Source organism: Corynebacterium liangguodongii, assembly GCF_003070865.1.
In the GTDB taxonomy this organism is placed as follows: domain Bacteria; phylum Actinomycetota; class Actinomycetes; order Mycobacteriales; family Mycobacteriaceae; genus Corynebacterium; species Corynebacterium liangguodongii.
Map to the genome: position 1 here is coordinate 2181675 of NZ_CP026948.1, position 21042 is coordinate 2202716.

Consider the following 21042-nt stretch of genomic DNA (forward strand, 5'->3'; position numbering starts at 1 on the left):
AGCGCAGCATGTTTTATACGTGGGGCATCTTCGCCCACCGGCACCGCCGGGTCATCCCGGTAGTCGTGATCACGCTCATCGTCGTGATGCAGGTGTTCTTCGGCTCCAAGCTCGCCGAGCGGCTCTCCCAGGAGGGTTGGGAGGACCCGGGGGCCGATTCCACCGCCGCGGCGGCGATCGAGCTCGAGACCTTCGGCCGCGACAACTCCGGCGACGTCATCGTGCTCGTCAGCTCCCCCAATGGGGTGACCAAGGGCCCCGTGTTCGACGAGGCGCACCGGCAGATCTCCCAGCTCAAGGAGCGCTTCCCCGCCGAGATTGACTCCATCTCGAGCTACTTCGACTCCCCCAACCAGCAGCAGGTCACGGCGGACGGCACACAGGCATTCGCCGCGATCAGCCTGGCAGGCGACGGCGAGCAGACGCTGAAGGACTTCCGCACCATCGAGCCCGCGCTGCGCGACATCGAGCTTCCCGAGGGCGCGAACGCGCGCATCGCGGGCGCCACCGCCGTCGCCGACGCGCTGGACGACGGCATGTCCAACGACATCGCCCGCGCCGAAAAGGTCGGCCTGATCTTCGTCGCCCTGATCCTCCTGTGGGTCTTCGGCGGCGTCGTCGCGGCGGCGATGCCGCTGATCGTCGGGGTGCTCTCCATCGGCGGCTCGTTGAGCCTGCTCTCCATCCTGGCCCAGTACCAGCAGGTCAACGTCTTCTCCCAATCCGTCATCACCTTGCTCGGCCTCGGCCTCGCCATCGACTACGGGTTGTTCATGGTCTCGCGCTTCCGCGAGGAGCTCGACCGGGGCCGAGACGTCGAGCAAGCCGTCGCGGTAACCACGGCCACGGCGGGCAAGACCGTGTTTTTCTCCGCCCTCATGGTCGGCGTCGCGCTCTCCGGCCTGCTGATGTTCCCCCAGGCCTTCCTCAAATCTGTCGCCTACGGCGCGATCGCCGCGGTGGCCCTAGCCGCGCTGATATCGGTCACCGTCCTGCCCGCCCTCTTCGGCCTGCTCGGCTCCCGCATCGACATGTGGGCGGTGCGCAGGACCTCAAGGCGCGCCCGCCAGGTGGAAGATTCCGTGTGGTACCGCGCCCCCCGCTGGGCAATGCGCCACGCCAAGGCCGTCGTCGCCTGCTCCGCGCTCGCGCTCACGCTGCTGACCATCCCGGTCGTCGGCATCTCCTTCGGCGGCATCAACGAGTCCTACCTCCCGCCGAGCCAGGACACCCGCCAGGCCCAGGACGCCTTCAACCAGGCCTTCCCCGCCTTCCGCACCGACCCCGTCAAGCTCGTGGTCACGGGAGCGGATAACAACGAACTGGTAGACGTTGTCATGCAGGCGCGCCAGGTCACCGGGCTGGCGTCCCCGCTGGCGCCGTCGCACCCGACGAAGGACGGCACCACGATCCTCGCAGCGCCGCTGGAGGACCGGAACGCCGGCGCGGACGTCGTCAAGCAGCTGCGCGCCATCGAGGCGCCCGAGGGCGTTGAGCTCTACGTCGCCGGCACACCCGCCATGGAGGTCGAATCGATCGAGGCCCTGCTCGGGCGCCTGCCGTGGATGGCGCTCTACATGGTCGCCGCGACGTTTATCCTCATGGCACTGCTCTTCGGCTCGCTGATCCTGCCCGCCAAGGCCGTGATCATGAACCTGCTCGGCATCGGGGCGACGCTCGGGTTCCTCACCCTCGTCTTCGTTGGCGGCCTGGGCTCCGGGCTCCTCGGTTTCACCCCCGGCCCCATGATGAGCCCCGTGCTCGTGCTCATCATCGCCATCCTCTACGGCCTGTCCACCGACTACGAGGTCTTCCTCGTCTCGCGCATGGTGGAAGCGCGCCACAACCGCGCCTCCACGGACGGGGCCATCGCCTACGGCACCGCGCACACCGGCGGGATCATCACCGCCGCCGCCGCGATCATGATCGTCGTCGCCGCGGCGTTCGCGATGAGCGAGATCGTCATGATGAAATACATCGCCTACGGCATGATCTTCTCCCTCGCCCTCGACGCCACGATCATCCGCCTCATGCTCGTGCCCGCCGTGATGCACCTGCTGCGCGAGGACAACTGGTGGGCGCCGCGGTGGGTCAAACGCGCCTACGCGATCCTCGGCGAACACTCTGACCCCGCCGACGGCTCCCCCCTGGCGCTGCCGCCTGGGCACCGCAAGCAGCGCGAGCTCATGGTCGCCGACACCGTCGTCGACGCCGCCCCGGTGCGCGGCGGCGTGAGCATCGAAGAAAACCGTGAGCTCATCGCCTTCGAAGATCTCATCAAACGGCTCTCGAACGAATCCAGAGACCGCTAGAGGGGGTGGATGTCCCGGTGAAGATCTCCGCTGCCCAATGGCTGCGCTGGGGCGCCCCGCTGGCCGTCATGGCGGTCATCGCCTTCATCTTCCGGGACAAGCTGGGCTTTATCGCGGACGCCTTTGACGCGCTCGGGCGGGCGGACCCCGGCCCGGTGGCCGCCGCGCTCGCCTGCGCTGTGGCCTCCATTCTCGCCATGGCCGCGGTGATGGAGCTGCTCTTAAACGTCGAGCGCCGCGTCACGGGGATCTGGCCGTGCACCGCGATCACCCTGGCGTCGAACTCCTGGTCCACCACCTTACCCGGCGGCCCCGCGTTCTCGGCCTGGCTGACCTACCGCGTGCAGCGCAGCTGGGGAGCGACCGAGGGCGTGTGCGGCTGGTTCTTCGTCCTCTCCGGCGCGCTGTCTACCGTGTGGCTCATCCTCATCGGCGTGGCCACCGCGCTGCTCTTCGGCGCCCAGCTCTCCCCCGCCGCCCTGGCCGCCTCGCTCGCCACCGCCCTGCTCTCCATGGCGGCGCTGTGGTGGGCCACCGGCCACCCGGGGCGGCTGCGGCGCTGGGCCGCCCTGGCCCCCGAGCGCGCCCGGGCGAAGCTCGTCGAGGTCATCGACCAGGTCGCCCGCATCCGCATGACGCGCACCCGCTTCACCCTCACCGCCATGTATTCGCTGCTCAATCGCCTCTTCGACCTCTCGGTGTTTTGGCTGTGCTGCCTCGCCATCGTGCCCTCCGCACCGCTCGGCGCGGTCACTCTGGCGTTTATCATAACCAAGCTGGCGGGCTCCGCGCAGGTCACGCCGGGCGGGGTGGGCACGGTCGAGTCCATCGCCGCCGCCTCGCTCGTCGCCAGCGGCTTTTCGCTTGTCGACGCCACAGCGGCCACCCTGATCTACCGCGCCATATCCTTCGCCTTCATCACCGCCGCCGGCTGGGTCGTCTACTTCGTGGCCTACGCCGGGCGGGGGCTAATGTTGAGGCCATGATGAAGAAAAGCTACGCCGTCGCGGCCGACTACGTCGCCATCGCGGCCTTCGCTCTGCTTGCCCGCGCCGCGCACCAATCCGAGGACATGCCGTTTACCTTCCTCGGCTGGCTCGAGACGTTTCTTCCCTTCGCCACCGGGCTCGCCCTGGCATGGCTCGTGCTGCGCCGGGACCGCGGGGTGCTGATCTGGCTGATCACCGTCGCCGTCGGCCTGGTCATCTGGGGCTTCTACCGCGACAAGCTGCCCCACATCTCGTTTGTCATCGTCGCCTCCACCGTCTCCGCCGCGCTCATGCTCGGCTGGCGCGGCCTCGCCCGCCTGGCCCTGCGCCGTAGGGCGGGCGCCCGCTAACGGGCGCCCGCGATGAGCTGTGCCGCCCGCTCGCCGATGAGGTAGCAGGTGATGTTGGGGTTGACCGCCGTGAGCTGGGGCATGACGGAGGCATCGGCGACGCGCAGGCGATGAACGCCTTTCACCCGCAGGTCCGGGTCGAGCGGGGAGAGCTCGTCATCGGGCGATCCCATGCGCACCGTGCCGGCGGGGTGGTAGACGGTGTTATGGGTCTTGGTGATGTAGGCGGCGATATCGGCGTCGCTAAGAGCGCCCGGCCCCGGGGAAAGCTCGCGCTTGATCACCCCGGCGAGCGCGGGCTGGGAGGCAATCTTGCGGGCGAGCTTGATCCCCTCCACCGCGATGTGCATGTCGTAGCCCTCCGGGTCCGTGAAGTAGCGCGGGTCGACCCGCGGCTTGTCGCGGTAGTCCGCCGAGCGCAGGCGCACGGTCCCGCGGGAGCGTGCGTGGGTGACATTGGGGGTGAGCGCGAAGGCCTCATCGGCGAAGGGGTACCCGGCCCGGGCGGTGTGCATGTCGAAGGGCGTCGAGCCGTAATGCATCATCACATCCGGCAGGCCGGCGTCGCTGGCGTCGGCGTCGATCTGGGCGAAGATGCCGATTTCCCACCATTGTGTGGAATCGCGCACCATCTCGACGTTCGTCTCGAACTGGATGACCACCTCCGGGTGGTCCTGCAGGTTGGAGCCCACCCCGGGGGAATCCACAAGTGCCTCGATACCGAAGGACTCCAGGTGCTCCTTCGGCCCGATGCCCGAGAGCATGAGGAGCTGAGGCGAGTTGATTGCGCCGGCGGAGATGATGACCTCGCGCTCGGCGCGGATGCTCGCCTTACGGTTGAACATGTCCTTGCGGTACTCGACCCCGGTCGCTTCGGTGCCGTCAAAAAGGACGCGGGTGGCCCAGGTATCGGTAAGAATGTCGAGGTTCTCGCGATCGCGGATCGGGTGGAGGTAGGACACCGAGGACGACGAGCGCGTGTTGTCTGCGTGGGAGGAGATTTGGAAGAAGTCTGCGCCCGTTGTTACCGTCTCGCCCGTGTTGAACTGGCGGCGGGGGATGCCCGCCTGCTCGCAGGCGTCGAGAAGCGAAAGCCCGACCTTGTCCGTCTGCGGCACGTCCATGAGCTCGACCGGGCCTTCGTGCCCATAGTCATCTCCCTCGCGCGAGTTTGACTCCATCCGCTTGATCAGCGGCAGAATCTCGTTCGGCCCCCACCCCGTCGCTCCGAGCTTTTCCCACAACTGGAGGTCCTCTGCGGGCGGGTGGAACGCGATACAGGAGTTGTGCGAGGAGCACCCGCCGAGCACCCTCGCGCGCGCGTGGCGCATGAAGGAGTTGCCGTTTTCCTGCGGCTCGACCGGGTAGTCCCAATCGAGGCCCGATTCCAGCAGATCGGGCCATCGCTTGAGGGAGAGCACCTCTTCGCAGTCGGCGTCGTCCGGCCCCGCCTCCAGCAACGCGACGGTGACGGAGGGGTCTTCGGAGAGCCTGGCGGCGATCACTGCCCCAGTCGACCCGCCCCCGACGACGATGTAATCGTAGGAATCACGCATACGTATCATCTCTCCTTTTTCGCGCTCCTAGGCCTTTGGGAACCAGCCGGTCACGGCCGGTTCCGTGTTGTGATAGATGTGCTTGGCCTGCTGGTATTCCTCAAGTCCGCTGGGGCCAAGCTCACGGCCGATGCCGGACATCTTGAACCCTCCCCACTCCGCCTGGGGGATGTAGGGGTGGTAGTCGTTGATCCAGACCGTGCCGTGCTGCAGCGCCCGAGAGACGCGGTTCGCGGTCGCCATATCGGTAGTCCACACGGCCCCAGACAGACCATACATCGTATCATTGGCGATGGCGATGGCCTCTTCCTCCGTCCGAAACGTCTCCACCGTAATCACCGGGCCGAAGCCCTCTTCTTGCACCGCGGGGTTATCGCGCGTGCACTCATCGAGCACCGTCGGGGCGTAGAAGAAGCCCGCCTCGTGCTCGGCCCCACCCCAGTGACCCCCGCAGCGCAGGCGCGCCCCGGCCGCCACCCCGCGGTTGACGTAGTCCGTGACCTTGTCGCGGTGTTCTTTCGAGATGAGCGGGCCGGTCTGCGCGGATTCGTCGAACGGCCCGCCCATCACGATGGAGTTGGCCCGCTCCACGAGATCATCGACAAAGCGCCGCGCTATCGACTCGTGGACGATAAGCCGGGTCCCCGCCGAGCACACGAGGCCCGAATCGAGGAATCCGGCGTTGAGCGCGTTATCCAGCGCGGCGTCGTAGTCGGCGTCGGGGAAGATCACGTTGGGGTTCTTCCCCCCGAGCTCGAGGGCGATTTTCTTCACGGTCTTCGCGGCGGATTCGGCGATCGCACGCCCTGTGGCAAGCCCGCCGGTGAACGAGACCATGCCGACATCCTCGTGCGACGTGAGCACGGCGCCGACATCCGCCCCGGTCCCCGTCACCACATTGGCAACGCCGCGCGGCAGGCCAAGATCGTTTAATACCTCGGCGATCAGCAGTGTCGTGTGCGGAGTGAGCTCCGAGGGTTTGATGACGAAGCTGTTGCCCGCCGCGAGCGCCGGGGCAATCTTCCAGCTCGCCTGGAGGAGCGGGAAGTTCCACGGGGTAATCAGCCCGCACACCCCCACCGGCTCGTAGACGACTCGGCTGATCACCGCGGGGTTGCCCGCATCGACGAGGCGGCCCGGGTGGGAATCGGCGATCTTGCCAAAATACCTGAAGCACGAGGCGATATCGTCCATGTCCGCCTCGGCTTCGACCAGCCGCTTGCCCGTGTCCAAGGCCTCCGCTCGCGCGAATTCCGCTTTTCGACGCCCCATCTCCGCCGCCACCCGCAGCAAGAAATCGCCCCGCTCCGCCGCAGGGGTCCTACGCCAGGCCCCGTCGTCGAAAGCGCGCTTCGCCGCAGCGACGGCGCGCCGCGCATCGGCGGGGGTTCCCTCCGATACGGTCCCGACCTCTTCCCCCGTTCCGGGGCAGATGATGGTGCGGGTCGCGCCGTTTTCCGCCGGGGCCCAGGCCCCGTCGATAAACAGCGTCTCTGCGTTGTTGCTTGTCAAGAATGCCACTCCTTAGCTGTGTAGCTGTGTTCCTTCTCCGCTTCGCTGGGCTGCTGTGCGGGGTCCACGGTACCCGCCTGCTCGGAGACGGGCTCCCCGACTTGCCACCACGTGGTGGGGGGCGGCGCAGAGGCGTCGGCAAGCAGCGGCCCGTCGCTGCCGTTGATGTCCATGAACGCGACGTGGCGCTCGAAATCGTCGATCACATCGGCGATGATCTGGTCCTTCGTATACCCCATGACGTTGCGCCCGCGCGTGCCTCGCGCCGTGAAAACTTCGACGGAGTAGTACACATCGCGGCCGGCATCGACGCGGGGGGCGTAGCTGGGCATCGGCCGCGCCACCGGGGCGAGCTGGTATTTGAAGTCCTCCTGCTGCGGGAAGCTCACCGAAAGGTCAATGTACGGCAGGCCCGTATCCTCCGCGGTCCCACGCGTGACTGTCGCGCGGGTGCCGAGGCGCTCGAGCTCCGCGCCGACCTCTTCCACGGCCGGCGCCGCGGTCTCGAGCAGGAACTCGCTGGCCCTCTTCGCCGTGGGAAAGGTCATCCCACGGGAGAGCCGACGGCGCCACGAGAGGGCCTCTTGGGAGGCCGTGCGGTCCCCGATCAGGTACGAAAAGGAGCGGTACCGGGATTCGAGGGATTTGCGCTCCGTGCGCAGCACCTTCACCACGCTGGCCATGAGGAGGTAGAGAACGACGGAGAAAGGCAGGCCGATGAGCACCGTTGCCGCCTGGAGGGTGTAGACGCCGTTGATAAACAGCATCGCCAAGGTGAGCGCGCCGGTCACGACGGCCCAGAAGATCCGCAGCCAGGGGGCGCCGTCGGAGTCCTCGAGGCTCGCGTGGCTGGTCATGTTCGCCATCACGAGAGACCCCGAGTCGGCGGAGGTGACGTAGAACAAGAAGCCAACGATCACAGCCAAGGCGATGAGCACCGTCGAGCCCGGGTATTGGCTCAAGAGGTTGAAGTAGCCGGACTCGGGCTGCGCGACAGCTTCTTCCAAGAACTCCGCGTTGCCGGCGCGGAAGAAGCCGAGCGCTGAGTTCCCGAAGATCGAGATGAACAGCACGATGAACCCGAACGGGATGAGGAGGACCCCGAGGATGAATTCGCGCAAGGTCCTCCCCCGCGAAATGCGCGTCAAAAACAACCCGACGAACGGCGCCCACGCGATCCACCACGCCCAGAAGAACAGCGTCCAGTCCTGCTGCCACTGCGCCGCGGGGTATTCGGCCAGCCCCTCGGTGTAGCCGAAGGTGTTCAGAAGCATGCCGGGGAAGCGGCTGAAGAAATCCCCGATGTTTTGTACCAGCTGGTTGAGCAGCGTGGCGGTCTTGCCGGCGAGGAGGACGTAGACCAGCAGCGCGATAGCCAGCCAGACGTTGAGTTCCGAGAGCCTGCGGATACCCTTGTCCACGCCCGAGACCGCCGAGATGCACGTGACGGCAACCGATATGACGATGAGAGCCGCCCACACGCCCAGGTCGTGCGGCAGCCCGATCAGCTCGGTGAGCCCGTAGTTGAGAAACACCACGCCGATGCCCAGCGATGTCGCGATGCCGAACATCGTGCCGAGCGTGGCCGCGACGTCCACGGCGTCCCCCGCGGCCCCTTTCACCCGCGAACCGTACAGCGGGGCGATCGCCGAGCGGATCGACAACGGCAGGTGGTAGCGGTACGACGTGAGGCCCAAGGCCACCCCCATGAGCGCATACATCGCCCACCCCGGGATGCCATAGTGGAACATCGTCCAGATGGTGGCCATCCGGGCGGCCTCTTCCGACAGCGGAGCAACATCCGGGGGAGTGAGGAAGTTCGTGGCGGGGCCCGCGATGGAGAAAAACATGACATCAACGCCGATGCCCGCGGCGAACAGCATCGCCGTCCAGGTAAAGAGACGATACTCGGGGCGCGAGTGGTCCGGCCCCATGCGCGTCTCCCCCACCCGGCTCAGGGCCACGGCGAGGACGAAGACGACGATGACGCCTGCCGTCAAGACGTAGTACCACCCGAGGTTGGCGGCGATAAAGTCCATCGAACCAAAGATCCAGCGCTCCGCCTGCTCTGGAAAAACGGCCGAGAACACGACGAACGCTACGACGAGCGCGCCGGTGGTCGCGCACACCGGCCAATTCACTTTCGCGTGCACAGGCCTTGCGTGAGGCGCGGTGGAAGACAACAACTCTCCTTACACAACGACGACGTCTCGGGGGGCGGGTGCCGAACCGCGCAGGACCCCGAATAGGTACACCTTTATGAGACTGTACCCGGAAAGCTCACGCCTGCCCGGTGCCATCTCGCGGGCGCGAAAAAGAGGGGCAGGAAACCCCTGCCCCTCTTTTTCGCGAGGTCCTTACTTGAAGGAGGAACCCCAGTTGTAGAACGGGTTGCCGGAGAAGAGACCGCCGATGAACCAGATCACGTTGTTGATCAGGTCGCCCGCGATATCGAGTGCGCTAGAGAGCATGGATGCTTGGCCTTTCTGGGAAGTGGGCAATGTCAATCTCCCCCTACATCGCCGCACCGAAACGATTCGTTACATCGGTTAGAGCGGGCTGATCGAGTGCTTCTTCGGCAGGTCGGAGGCCTGCTTGGTGGAGAGCTGGCGCAGGGCGCGTCGCAAAGCAAGGCGCGTGTCGGAAGGCTGGATCATCGCGTCAATGAACCCGCGCTCCGCGGCAACGTACGGCGAGGTCATGTTCTCGTCGTAGAAGTCCATGAACATCTTCTTCATCGCCTCGCGCTGCGCGGGATCCTCCACGGCCGCGAGCTGCTTACCCTGGATCATCACCACAGCCGCGGCCGAGCCCATCACCGCGATCTGCGCCGTGGGCCAGGCAAGGTTGATATCACCGGTGAGGTTCTTCGACCCCATCACCGCGTACGCCCCGCCGTAAGCCTTGCGCACGATGAGCGAGATCTTCGGCACCGTGGCCGTGGCCAGGGCGAAACCGAACTTCGCGCCGCGGTGGATGAGCCCGACCCGCTCCTGCTCCACGCCGGGCAGGTAGCCGGGGGTATCCACGACAAATATCAACGGGATGTTGTAGGCGTCGCAAATGTTGATAAAGCGCGATCCCTTATCGGCGGCATCGGCGTCGATGCAACCGGCATAGTGCATGGGGTTGTTCGCGATGAACCCCACCGTCCGACCATCGATGCGCCCGAGGGCACAGATCATGTTCTCCGCGTAGTTCGCCTGGACCTCGACGAGGTCGTCGTCGTCTCCAAGCTGGACGAGCAGATCCATCATGTCGTAGCCGGCGTTGGTGTCGTCGGGCATGAAGGTATCGAGCGCGGAGTCGTCGAGCTCGTCGTCCGCGGGCGCCCAGGCCACCGGCGAGTCATCGAACGTCGAGGTAGGCAGGAGGGAGAGGAGATCACGCACGTAGTCGAAGGCCTCCTCCTCCGTGCCAACCACGGCGGAGACGTTGCCGTTGAGTTCCTGCTGCGCGGCCCCGCCGAGCTCCGCGGAGCTGATGTCCTCGCCGGTGACCTCCCGGATCACGGCCGGCCCGGTGACATACATCTCCGCCTGTCCATCGACTGCGACGACGAAGTCGGTCGTCACCGGCGCGTAGACCGCGCCTCCGGCCGATTTGCCCAGCATGATGGAAATCTGCGGGCAGCGCCCGGAGAGCGGAAGCTGGCGTCGCGCGATCTCCGAATACATGGCCAACGAAGTCACGGCGTCTTGGATGCGGGCGCCGCCGGAGTCTTGGATACCGATGAGCGGGCAACCGATCTTGATCGCCATCTCCATCACCTCGGTGACCTTGCGGCCGAAGGTCACGCCGACGGAGCCGCCGTAGACGGTCTTGTCGTGAGCGTAGATCGCGACGGGGCGGCCGTCGACTCGGCCGTAGCCGGTGACCACGCCGTCGGAATAGACCGCATCGGGGTCGCCCGGGGTGCGGGCCAGCGCCCCAATTTCGACGAAGCTGCCTTCGTCGACCAGCGCGTTGATCCTCTGGCGCGGGGTGGTCTGCCCGGCGTCGTCACGCTTCTTGCGCGCGCGTTCCGAGCCTGGGTCCTGTGCCTTGTCCAGGCGTGCCCGCAGGTCGGCGAGCTTAGCGGCGGTTGACATTATCAATCCAATCGTTCATATGCTTGCCGACGATCCCCACCGCCGGCTCGTCCACCACCGCGAGGTGATCCCCCGGCAGGTGGACGATCTCCAAGTCATCCACGATAATGCCCCAGCCCCCGTCCTCGTCAATCTCGGCATAGGCCGGCTCGAGCATGATCGCACCTTCGTGCATGCGCTCCGCGCGGAAGAGCAGCACGGGGACCTCGACGTCGGCCCAACGGGTCATATCGAGGTTGCCAAGAATCTGATTATCCACAAAGGACGCCCGCTGGTGCTCGAGCACGCCCGCGGCGAGCCCGTGCTCGGAGGCATCCGTGGTGGCTAGAAACTCACCGAGCATGGCGAGCACGGCGTCTTCCCCTGCGCTGTCGAGCAGCTCGTAGGGCACCTCAAACTCGAGCCCGTAGGTCTCCTTCGCAAACTGCGCGTAGCGCCCCCAGCGCTTCCGCGTCTCCTCCGGCGTGTTCGGGCTCGGGTGGGCCGGCTGGGTTGTATCCAGCAGCGCAATGAAGGCCACCTTGTCGTTTCCAAGCTGGTGGGCGACCTCGTAGGCCAGCGCTCCGCCGAAGGACCAGCCCGCCAGCACCACGGGCTGGCCGGCGGAGAGCCGCTCGATGTCTGCACGATAGGCCGCAGCCCGCTCCTCCAGCGGCCCCTCAAGCCGCTCGATGCCGTAGACGGGGACGTCGGCGGCGAGGCGGCGCGAGAGCGGCTCGTAGACGGAGCTCGACCCGCCCGCCGGGTGGAAGAGGAACACGCTCGGCTTATCGACGCCCTCGCCGCGCTCCCTGAACACCCGCACATTGCCGTCCACCGGGGTCTCCAGCCCCTCGCGGACCGCGTTGGCCAGCGGCTCCAGCGTCTCGGCCGCGCGCACCTGCTCGGCGGTGACCTCGATGCCCGAGCGCTCGCTGAGGTGCGCGGCGATCTGCCCGGCCACCTCGCTGCTGATCTCGGGCAGCGGCGAGGTCACCCCGGCCGCTGCGGCGCCGGCGTACTTCGCCCACGCGCCGAAGACCATCCGCTCGGAAGCGTCGCGCGGGGCGACGCCGACCCCGCCCGCCTTCGCCTTCGCTACCTCGGAAGCCGGGTCCCGGTGGTCTGAGTTATATGCCATCGGCGCGGCCGCCTCGCGGCCTTGAACCGCCTGCTCCACAACGGAGATGACGTCGGCAACGGAGGCGTCGCGCAGCATCTGCACCTGCAGCGGCGGGATCTGGAAATCGTTCTCGATGCGGTTTTTGATGCGCATGCCCATCAGCGAATCCAACCCGAGGTCGATCAGCGGTAGCTCGTCGGGCAGGTCGTCGGCGTCGTATCCCATCGTCTCGGAGACGATGGCGCGCAGCCGCTGCTCCACGCTCTCCCCGGAGGCCGGGTCCCAGCGCACGACCTCGATGCCGTCGCCCCCACCGGCCCCGCCTGCAGCAGACGGGGCGGGCTGCGCCGCGGTGTTCTCCGCGGTGTTTTCCACGGTGTTTTCCGCAGTGCTCTCCTCGGTACCCGCTGCGCTCGCGGCGACGAAGCCTTCCACCACGAGCTCTGCGCCGTGATAGAGCTTGACGCCGGTTCCGCCGAGCGACGGGGAGGCGATGGCGGTGAGCTCGCCGCGCGCGGGCAGCACCCCGTGCTCCCTGACCGCAACTGAACCCGCACCCGCGCCTTTATGTGCTTCGCCCGCCACGGCCTCGATGAGCTGCTGCGGGCTAAAGACGGCGTCGGCGCTCACGGAAAAGGCCGACTCCCCGGTGGGCAAGACAACCTTCTTGCCCAGCAGGGTTTCCGCCGCGGAGAGCGGGCGCGCCTGCGTCCACAGGTGGCTGCGCTTGAACCGCGTTGCGGGAGCTGCGAGGCGACGGCCCGGCCCGAAGAAGCCGCTGAAGTCCACATCCACGCCTTGGACGTAGAGCTTTGCGGCGATCTCGCGCAGCGATTCCACCTCGTCGACCTTGCGCTTGGTGGTGTAGAGCAGCTGCACATCGGGCTTGCCCGCGGCGAAGGCGGTGTTCATCATCCCCATCAGCGCCACCGGGTTCGGGGCGATTTCGATGAAGGTGGTGTGGCCGGCCGCAAGCGCGGCCTCCGTGGCGTCCTGGAAATAGACCGGCTTGTTCGTCATCCGCAGGAAGTATTCGTCGTCGTGCACCGTGGCTCCCGCGGGGTAGACCACGCCGCGGTCGACGGAGGAATACAGCGGGACGCGCAACGGGCTCCCGGAGAGCCCGGCCAGCTCGGCGGCGAGGTCTCCCATGATGGGGTCGAGCATGCTCGTGTGCCCGGCGCCGCGGACCTGCAGCTTGCGCGCGAACTTCCCCGCGCCGTCGAGCGCTTCCACGAGCACGTCGACGGCCTTCGCAGGCCCGCCGACCGTCGTCATGCCGGGACCGGCGTAGACGGCCGGCTCGACGCCGGCGGCCTCGGGGTGGCCCGCCACGAACTCGGCGAGCTCCTGCCGCCCGAGCTCGACGACGGCCATCGCGCCTTCCGCATCCGTGCCCGCAATCTGCTCCTCGCCTTCGATCATGAGGCGGGCGCGGTGGCAGGCGACGCGCACGGCGTCCTCGGCGGTGAGCCCGCCGGCACCGTAGGCGGCGCCCATCTCGCCCATCGACATGCCCATCGTCGCCGCGGGCGTAATGCCGAAGCTTGCCAGCAGGTCCGTCTGCGCGATCTGGATCGCGGTGATGGTGACCTGGCCAGTCTGAGTGTCGTAGGTGCGCTCGTCGTCTGCAATGATCTCGAGCATCGACCAGCCAGATTCGAACTTCACCACCTCGTCGAGCTCCTCCATTCGGCGCCGGAAGAGCGGCGAGAGCTCGATGAGCCGCTTGGCCATCTTGCGGTGCTGCGAGCCGAAGCCGGAATAGACGAATACGGGCCCCATCGCGGTCGGCGCGTCCGCCACGGCGATGCCGGGGGCGGACTTGCCCTCGGCAACGAGGCGGAGCCGGGCGATTGCCTCCTTGCGGTCTTTGGCCTGGACCACGGCAGCGGAGCGGGCATGGTTGCGCCGCGCCAGAGAGCGCGCCACGGAGGGGAGGTCCGCCTCCGGGTGCGCCTCAAGGTAGTCGGCGAGCGCCGCGGCCGCGTCCTTGCGCCGCGACGGCAGGTGGCCGGAGACCGCAAGGGCGACGCCCGAGCCGTCTGCCAGCTCTCCGGCCGGCGCGGCCTCCTGCGCATCACCCCCGGCGTAGTCGGCCGGGTCGAAATCCGTGACCACGACGTGCGCGTTCGTCCCCCCGAAGCCGAATCCGGACACACCCGCGATGCGTCGGCCCGAGTAGCGCGGCCACTCGCGGGGATCCTCCACAACCTCGAGGTGCTCAGCGTCGAAGTCGATGTAGCGGTTGGGGCCGGCGAAGTTCACCGAGGCCGGGATGGTGTCATGCTTGAGGGCCTCGACGACCTTGATCAGCGCCACCGCGCCGGCGGCGGATTCGGAGTGGCCGATGTTTGACTTCGACGATCCCAGCAGCAGCGGGGTGGCCGACGTGCGGCCGTGGCCGAGGACCGTGCCGAGCGCGGTGGCCTCGATCGGATCGCCCAAGATGGTGCCCGTGCCGTGTGCCTCAACGAGGTCGACCTGCGCCGGGTCGATGCCAGCGTCGGCGTAGGCGCGTCGCAGCACGTCGACCTGCGCGTCCGGGTTCGGGGCGGTCAGCCCGTTAGAGTGGCCGTCGGAATTCGTGGCGGATCCCTTGATCACCGTGAGGATCTCGTCGCCGTCGCGCATGGCGTCCGCCACCCGCTTGAGCACGACAAACCCGGCCGCTTCCGAGCGCACGATGCCGTCGGCGTCGTCGGAGAAGGCGTGGATGCGATCCGTCGGGGAGATCACGCCGAGCTCGGAGAACATCAACGAGGCGAACGGGTTGGCCAGGATGTTGACCCCGCCGGCGAGCGCGACATCGCATTCGCCGTCGCGCAGCGCCCGCACCGCGTGGTGGGTGGAGACCAGCGAGGACGAGCACGCCGTGTCCACGTTGACCGAGGGGCCCCGGAAATCGAACGCGTAGGAGATGCGGTTCGGGATGACGGCGGAGGACGACCCCGTGAGCGCGTAGGGGTGCGCCTGCGAGGGGTCGCCGGAGATGAGCATGCCGTAGTCGTTGTTGGAGGAGCCGACGAAAACGCCGACGGGCAGGCCGCGCAGGCGGCTTGCCGGGATGTGCGCGTCCTCGAGTGCCTCGAAGGCCAGCTCGAGCATGATCCGCTGCTGCGGGTCCATGTTCGTCGCCTCGAGCGGGCTGAGCCCGAAGAACTCGTTGTCGAACGAGGCGATGTCGGCGAGGTAGCCACCCGCGGTGTTGGCCTCGGCCAGCTGCGCCCGCACGACGGGGTCGCCGTCGTATTCGGACCAGCGGCCCTCGGGCAGCGGGCCAGTGGTCACTGTGGCGTCGATAAGCACGTTCCAGAACTCGGGCACGCTCGCCGCGCCGGGGAAGCGGCCCGCGGTGCCCACGATCGCGATGTCGCGCTCGGCGGGATCCGCGCTCGCGTATCGACGCCCCACCGACGCCCCCAACCCCCGATCGGGCGGGGCCGTGGTGAGCGCCTCGGCGAGCGCCGCGATCGTGGGATACTGGTAAGCGATGGTCGGGTCGACGCGCCTACCCAGCAGGTTTTCAAGCTCACCAGACATGACCACCGCGTCGCGCGAGGACAGCCCGAACGACTCCAAGGGCTGGGTCGGATCGACCTTCTCCACGTCTAGTCCCGTGGATCCGGCGATCCACTTACGCAGCCAGGTAGTCAGTTCGGTGTCATTCACAAGCATTCAGCCTATCGCTCCAGAAATTTCTTCATGTTCACGCGGCGGGCAATCTTGCCCGAGGACGAGCGCGCGATCTCGTTCGGGGCGTAGAACTCGATGGTCTCCGGGGAAATCCCGTGGGTCGAGGTCACCGCCGCGCGGATCGCGTCCTCGGCCGCGGCGTCGCCGTCTTCCCCTGCCTCTTCCGCGCGCTCGACGAAAATGACGAGTCGCTCAACGTCCTCGCCCGGCACTGCGAACGCCGCCACGGAATCCGGGCGGACGTGGTCGCTGGCCCCCATGACAGTGGCCTCGATGTCCTGCGGGTAGTGGTTGCGCCCGGCGACGACGACGAGCTCCTTGAGGCGGCCAGTGATATAGACTTCCCCGTTGTGGACGGCGGCGAGGTCGCCGGTGGCCAGCCACTTCTCCTTCGGCAGGCCCGGCTGGATCGTCTCGTTGATGGTGTTGTCGAAGGCCTCGCGGGTCTCCTCATCACGGTCGAGGTAGCCGCCGGCGACGTTAGCGCCGTGGATCCACAGCTCGCCGACCGCGCCCTCCGGCACCTCGTTGCGGGTCTCGGGGTCCACGATGGCCAAGTGCATCCACTTTACCGGGCGGCCCGTGGAGGCCATGGGGATCCCGTCCGCGGATTCAACGATCCTCCCGGCCGCAAGCTCGGCGCGGTCGAATGTGGTAAAGCGCGGCTCGTCGGCGAGGTTGACAATCAGCGTCGCCTCCGCCAGACCATAGCCTGGGCGCAAGGCGCCCAAGCGCAGGCCGGAGGGCCCAAAGGCATTCATGAACACGTCCACGCCAGCCTGGGTAACGGACTCGGAGCCGATGATGAGCCCCTCCACGACGGAGAGGTCAATATCTTCGGGTTCGCCCGGGCGGGCGTAGCGCGCCGCGAGGTCGAGGGCAAAGTTGGGCACGACGGAGTAGACGTGGATATCCTCCGGATCGTCTTCGCGGCGAGAGAGCTGGTCGATGTAGCGCTTCGGCTGCTGGATGAAATCGCGCGGCGCCATGATCTCCACCTCGTTGCCCAAGACGACGAGCAGCATGGAGACGATGATGCCCATGTCGTGGTGCAGCGGTAGCCACAGCGCGGCGCGCAGCGGTTGCTTGAGCTTCGCCGCGGTGTAGATCTGAATGACGTTGGTGACCACGGATTGGTTGGTCAATACCACGCCGGCGGGCATACGGGTCGAACCCGAGGTGTACTGCAGGAAAGACGTCTGGTGTGCGGTATCGGTGCCCTCCGGGGTCTCGATGGGCACCCACGACTCCGCAAGCGAATCGGGCAGGGAATCGACCGAGAGGATGCGCGGGCGTTGGGCAGCCGGCTGTTCCGCGAAGTATGCGCGGACCGCGGGCGCCCCGGCCTTGTTCGTGAGCACGGTCTTTGCGCGCGAATCCCCCAGCACCGCCTTGAGGTGCTCCCCGTGGCCGGGCTCGTTCGGGTCGTAGAGGGGGATGGGCACCTGGCTGGCGTAGAGTGCGCCCATGAACCCGAAGAGGTATTCGGGCGAGTTGGGGGCGAGGATGGCCACGCGGTCGCCGGGCTGGCCCACCTGCATGAGGCGCGCCGCGACGGCCTTGATGCGGGTGTTGACCTCCCGGCGCGAGTAGATCCGCAGCTCCCCTTCGGAGCTGCCCGAATAGTCCCAGTACCTGATGTTGGGCTCGTCCAGCTTGCCCATCTGGGCGCCCATAAAGTGCAGCATCTCGGCGAGCGCCGGGATGGTGAAGTTGTCGGGCAGCACAATGTCGCCGTCTTCGTTGATAAAGCGCTGGATGATCACATCGAGGTCCATGAAACTCCTTCGGTCGGTGCGGTTGCGGGTGCTCTCGGGCCGCGCGCGGCCCGGTAAGTATATTGTTTCTCGGTAAAACGTGTTACTGGGCGTCGATCACCCCACGCGCCCAATCTACCGTCCATGCCGGCGCCGTTGTCCCGGGAATCACATCCGGGTTGGTCGCGTACTGGGCGTGGATGCCGTTGGCCAGCATCAAATCGCCGGCGCGCGCGGCGAGCGTGCCCAAATCTTGGGGTGCGTCGCAAATCGAATCGTTCGGCGCGCAGATCTCAAACGCGCGGTCGGAGACCTCCCCGAACCCACCGGGGCGCGGGCCCCTCATCGTCGCCCCCGGGGTGACCGCCTTGGCCAGCCCTTGCAGGGGCTTCATGGCGATTTCCGCGCCGATTCCGCCCACGGGCGCCCCGGGGTTAATCCCCACCCCGTTTTCGCGGCGGCCGTCAGCGATCATGACCACCCCGAGCAGCCGCTCCGGGGCCACGGCGTGCTGGCGGGTACCAATCTGGTTGGCGATATCGCCCGCGATCACCGCGCCCTGGGAGAACCCGGCGATGATGAACTTCGTCGTCGGGCACGTCGCTGCAACGAACTCGAGCTCGCCGTTCGTGCGCGCGGTGCCTTCGTTGCGCGAGTCGTCGTACGACATCTCGCGGCGCCCCTGCTCGGTCTGGATGTTGCGGAACTGCGCCGTGTACGGCGTCGTCCACACCCTCACGCGGTTGATGTCGTAGGCCTGCTGGAGCGGGCGGGTGATCGAGAGCATGAAGCTGAGCTGGTTCGCCTGGGGGTTGAAGGGGTCGTCCCCAGGCGAGCTCTCCCACGTGCCCGGGATGGCGACGAACTGCACGGCCGGGCACCACTCGGGCTCCGCGGGGACCTCAGGCGCCGGGGCCGGGGGCTGCGCCGTCGGCGGCTCGACGCCGGGGCCGCGCCCCGCGCGCCACTGGGCGATGCCGACGGCGATGAGCGCGATGACGACGATGGCGGAGACCACGATGAGCAGCTTTCGCACGAATGCTCCTTACACAGGCGGGCGGGGCCCGCGGTTAGCAGAGGTGCTCGTGCGCGGAGTCGTCGATAAGCTTGTTCAACGCGTCGAACGCTTGGTCGGTACGGCGCTGCTCGACGAGCTGGCCCGACACCGCGTCACGAGTAATGGTATTTCCTTCGCAGACACTAAACCCCGTGCCTGTGAGTTGGTCTTCAACGCCGTCGACGTTGATTCCGTTATTTCTGAGCGCTTCCAGGTAGGCCTGCTCCTCCGGCGTGTAGGCCGAGGCCTGCTCGGGCACGGAGTCGACCTCCTGGGCGGGCTGGTCCGCCCCCGCAGGTGCCGGCGCCGCGCTCGACCGGGGACTACTCGATGTGCTGCTCGAGGGTGCCGTGCTTGACGACGCCCCAGTTGACGCCGGCGCCGGCGTCTCCGCCGACGGCGAGGCGCTCGCCGTCGTCCCGGCCACCTCGGAGCTCTCCACCGTGCTCGAGCCGCACGCGGTCAGGGTCGCTGCCGCGAGCGCTAGCGCGGCGGCATATGGTGCGCGGGTCCGCGCCATGGCCTACCGCCCCCGCTCAACGACGCGGCCGTTGACCTGGTCAAGCGAGCCGTGCTGGAAGTCGATGGTGAGCCCGCCGGCCGGGATCGCCCTCATATCCGAGGTCGGCCAGCCGAGGCGGCCCTGCTCCCAGCGCTCCTTGCCCCAGGCATCGAAAATCTCGCCGTAGTAGATAGCGTGGGCCCCGCTCGACGGCGACCAGTAGATGTTGCCCTTCTCGAACTCCTGGAAGAACCCGCCGCTCACCGCGCGCTCGCCGCCCTTGGGGTAGCCGAGCTCGGAGGTCGCCGTGCCCATCTCCGCGTACTTCGCGCCGATGGCGCCGTGGACGATGGCGTTGCTGCCATCGGGGTTGCGAGTGAGGTAGCCACCCTGGAATTTCTGCACGAACCCGTTGCCGACCTGCTTGGCCTCCTCGACCGGGTAGCCCAGCGGGCCGCGCTCGTAGCCGGAGTGACCCCACTCCTTGAACATGTCGCCGGGGATGGCGTGCGCGCCGGTCTCCGGAGTCCAGTAGATGGAGCCGTTTTGGAAGTGCACGAATCGGCCCTTCCCATCTGGGGCGACCGTCTCGCCGGTCAGCGGGAAACCGAGCCAGCCCTGCGGGCCGCCGAACTCGGCGTAGCGCGCAAGAATCGCGCCAAAGAGTGCGTGCGCGCCGGTCTCCGGGCTCCAGTACGCGGTTCCGCCACGGAAGTCCTCGGCCTTGCCTCCGGGCACGTCGTACTCGTTGTTCACGCAGGTGCCGATGATGCCGGACTTCGTCGCCTCGGCGATCGCGCCGATGGGCAGGCAGTCCGCGCCGCGGTCGGCCTGAGAGAGCTGGAGGGAGTCGGCGATGTAGGGCCACGCCTGGGTCATCTCGAACTGCCAGTACTCCCAGGAGTGCACGCCGGAGGGGCGGAAGCGGACGATCGGCTCCACGCCGGCCTTCTCGGCGTGGCTCACGAAGGTCTGGGTGGACATCCGCGAGATAACCTCGAGGCCAACACCGGCCAGGTTCGCCCGGCCGCGCGCCACGGAGTTTGCCTCGCCAAAATCGTCCCGGCCGGAGCCGGAGGAGACGTAGACCGTCATGTTCTTGAGGTTTTCGATGCCGAGCTTCGGGTCGTGGTCGATCCAGTCCTGGGAGCCGGCCGGGCCCCACATGGCGGTCGAGTCGTAGCCGCCCGCATCCAACTGCGCGGCCGCGATGGCCTGCGGCATGCCCGCGGTCGTGGTGTCGAGGTAGCCGGAGAAGGATCCGACGAAGCTGAACAGGTGCGGGTTGCGCTCGGCGAGGTTGACCGCGGCGGTTCCACCCATGGACAGGCCGACGAGCGCTCGCTTGCCGTTGGAGCGGAACTCGTTGTCGAGCACCGGCACGAGTTCCTTTGTGAGGAAGGTCTCCCACTTGTAGTTCTTGCCGTTGTTCGGGCGCTGCCAGTCGGAGTAGAAGGAGGATTCGCCACCTACGGGGAGGATGACGTTGACGTTCTTGTCGGCGTAGAACTGCTCGATGTTGGTCTCGATGGTCCAGCCGTTTTCGTCATCTCGCGCGCGCAGGCCGTCAAGCGCCCAGACCTCCGGGAACTTCGCCTGCGGGTTGGAATGCCAGTCGCGGGCGAGCAGGATCTGGACCTGAATGAGCTCTTCCGGCATGGCGGCGGAGCGGATAAAGACAGCGACGCGGCGGTTGGTCAGCCACTCAATGCGGTCAACGGAGACGCCCGCGGGCAGGCCAGGAATCTGCGGGTTTCGGTCAACTTCGATCGGTGTGCGCTTCGGCGGGTCCGACGGGCGGATGTTGTCGGATAACCCGGAGCTGGACAACCCGGGGATGCTGCTCTGGCCGTTGGCCGGGGTAGCCGAGGCGCCGACGACCAGCACGGTCGGCAGCGCTGCCGCGATGAGCCAATTGCGGCCCTTGAAGGGTCGCGGGGAACGAAGTTCACGCATGGATGTCCTGCCTTCTTGTCATTTGTCGAGTCGAATATTCACTGCCGCACCGCCGCACCGAGGGTTCCCCTCCCCCGGTGCACGTGCACAGCAGATCTATCGGTCACGTCACTGTCGTTGTTACGGTACCCGAAATCTTAAGTTGTACTTGAGAGTTTGCCA

The 21042-nt window shown here is 67.2% G+C and carries 12 protein-coding genes; 3 read left to right on the plus strand and 9 right to left on the minus strand.

What is annotated here, in order from left to right:
• Nucleotides 1-8: 8 nt before the first annotated feature.
• The 3 genes from C3E79_RS10420 to C3E79_RS10430 are packed head-to-tail and all read left to right on the plus strand — an operon-like array spanning nt 9 to nt 3651.
• Nucleotides 9-2312 carry an MMPL family transporter gene (locus C3E79_RS10420; RefSeq protein WP_108404844.1) on the plus strand — a complete coding sequence of 768 codons (2304 nt, stop codon included), beginning with the start codon at nt 9-11 and terminating at the stop codon, nt 2310-2312.
• Between the two features lie 17 nt (nt 2313-2329).
• Nucleotides 2330-3298, plus strand: coding sequence for a lysylphosphatidylglycerol synthase transmembrane domain-containing protein (locus tag C3E79_RS10425; protein WP_235840676.1), 969 nt, complete (start codon nt 2330-2332; stop codon nt 3296-3298).
• A complete protein-coding gene (locus C3E79_RS10430) occupies nt 3295-3651 on the plus strand; it encodes a DUF3054 domain-containing protein (protein ID WP_412778871.1) in 357 nt (118 codons plus the stop codon). The genes C3E79_RS10425 and C3E79_RS10430 overlap by 4 nt, the downstream gene beginning before the upstream one ends.
• On the opposite strand, the gene C3E79_RS10435 is transcribed toward C3E79_RS10430, so the two are convergent.
• The 9 genes from C3E79_RS10435 to C3E79_RS10475 form a co-directional block, all read right to left on the minus strand.
• Nucleotides 3648-5207 carry a GMC family oxidoreductase gene (locus C3E79_RS10435; RefSeq protein WP_108404845.1) on the minus strand — a complete coding sequence of 520 codons (1560 nt, stop codon included), beginning with the start codon at nt 5205-5207 and terminating at the stop codon, nt 3648-3650. The genes C3E79_RS10430 and C3E79_RS10435 overlap by 4 nt on opposite strands.
• Nucleotides 5208-5234: 27 nt before the next feature.
• Nucleotides 5235-6728 (minus strand): aldehyde dehydrogenase family protein, encoded by a 1494-nt coding sequence (locus C3E79_RS10440; RefSeq protein WP_412778872.1) that lies wholly within the window; start codon nt 6726-6728, stop codon nt 5235-5237.
• Nucleotides 6716-8872, minus strand: coding sequence for a choline BCCT transporter BetT (gene betT, locus C3E79_RS10445; protein WP_244280435.1), 2157 nt, complete (start codon nt 8870-8872; stop codon nt 6716-6718). The genes C3E79_RS10440 and betT overlap by 13 nt, the downstream gene beginning before the upstream one ends.
• Nucleotides 8873-9268: 396 nt before the next feature.
• Nucleotides 9269-10810 (minus strand): acyl-CoA carboxylase subunit beta, encoded by a 1542-nt coding sequence (locus tag C3E79_RS10450; RefSeq protein ID WP_108404848.1) that lies wholly within the window; start codon nt 10808-10810, stop codon nt 9269-9271.
• On the minus strand, nt 10794-15590 hold the full coding sequence (gene pks13, locus C3E79_RS10455; protein ID WP_108404849.1) for a polyketide synthase Pks13: 4797 nt from the start codon (nt 15588-15590) through the stop codon (nt 10794-10796). The genes C3E79_RS10450 and pks13 overlap by 17 nt, the downstream gene beginning before the upstream one ends.
• Before the next feature lie 5 nt (nt 15591-15595).
• Complete coding sequence (locus C3E79_RS10460) at nt 15596-17386, minus strand: FadD32-like long-chain-fatty-acid--AMP ligase (protein ID WP_108404850.1); 1791 nt, start codon at nt 17384-17386, stop codon at nt 15596-15598.
• An 82-nt stretch (nt 17387-17468) separates the two neighbouring features.
• Nucleotides 17469-18401: a cutinase family protein gene (locus tag C3E79_RS10465; protein WP_108404851.1), complete on the minus strand. Its 933-nt coding sequence runs from the start codon at nt 18399-18401 to the stop codon at nt 17469-17471.
• A gap of 34 nt (nt 18402-18435) precedes the next feature.
• Entirely contained in the window at nt 18436-18942 is a 507-nt protein-coding gene (locus tag C3E79_RS10470) for a hypothetical protein (RefSeq protein ID WP_108404852.1), read from the minus strand.
• Nucleotides 18943-18945: 3 nt separating this feature from the next.
• Nucleotides 18946-20880, minus strand: a complete 1935-nt coding sequence (locus tag C3E79_RS10475) for an alpha/beta hydrolase-fold protein (RefSeq protein ID WP_108404853.1) — start codon at nt 20878-20880, stop codon at nt 18946-18948.
• Between the last annotated feature and the right edge of the window lie 162 nt (nt 20881-21042).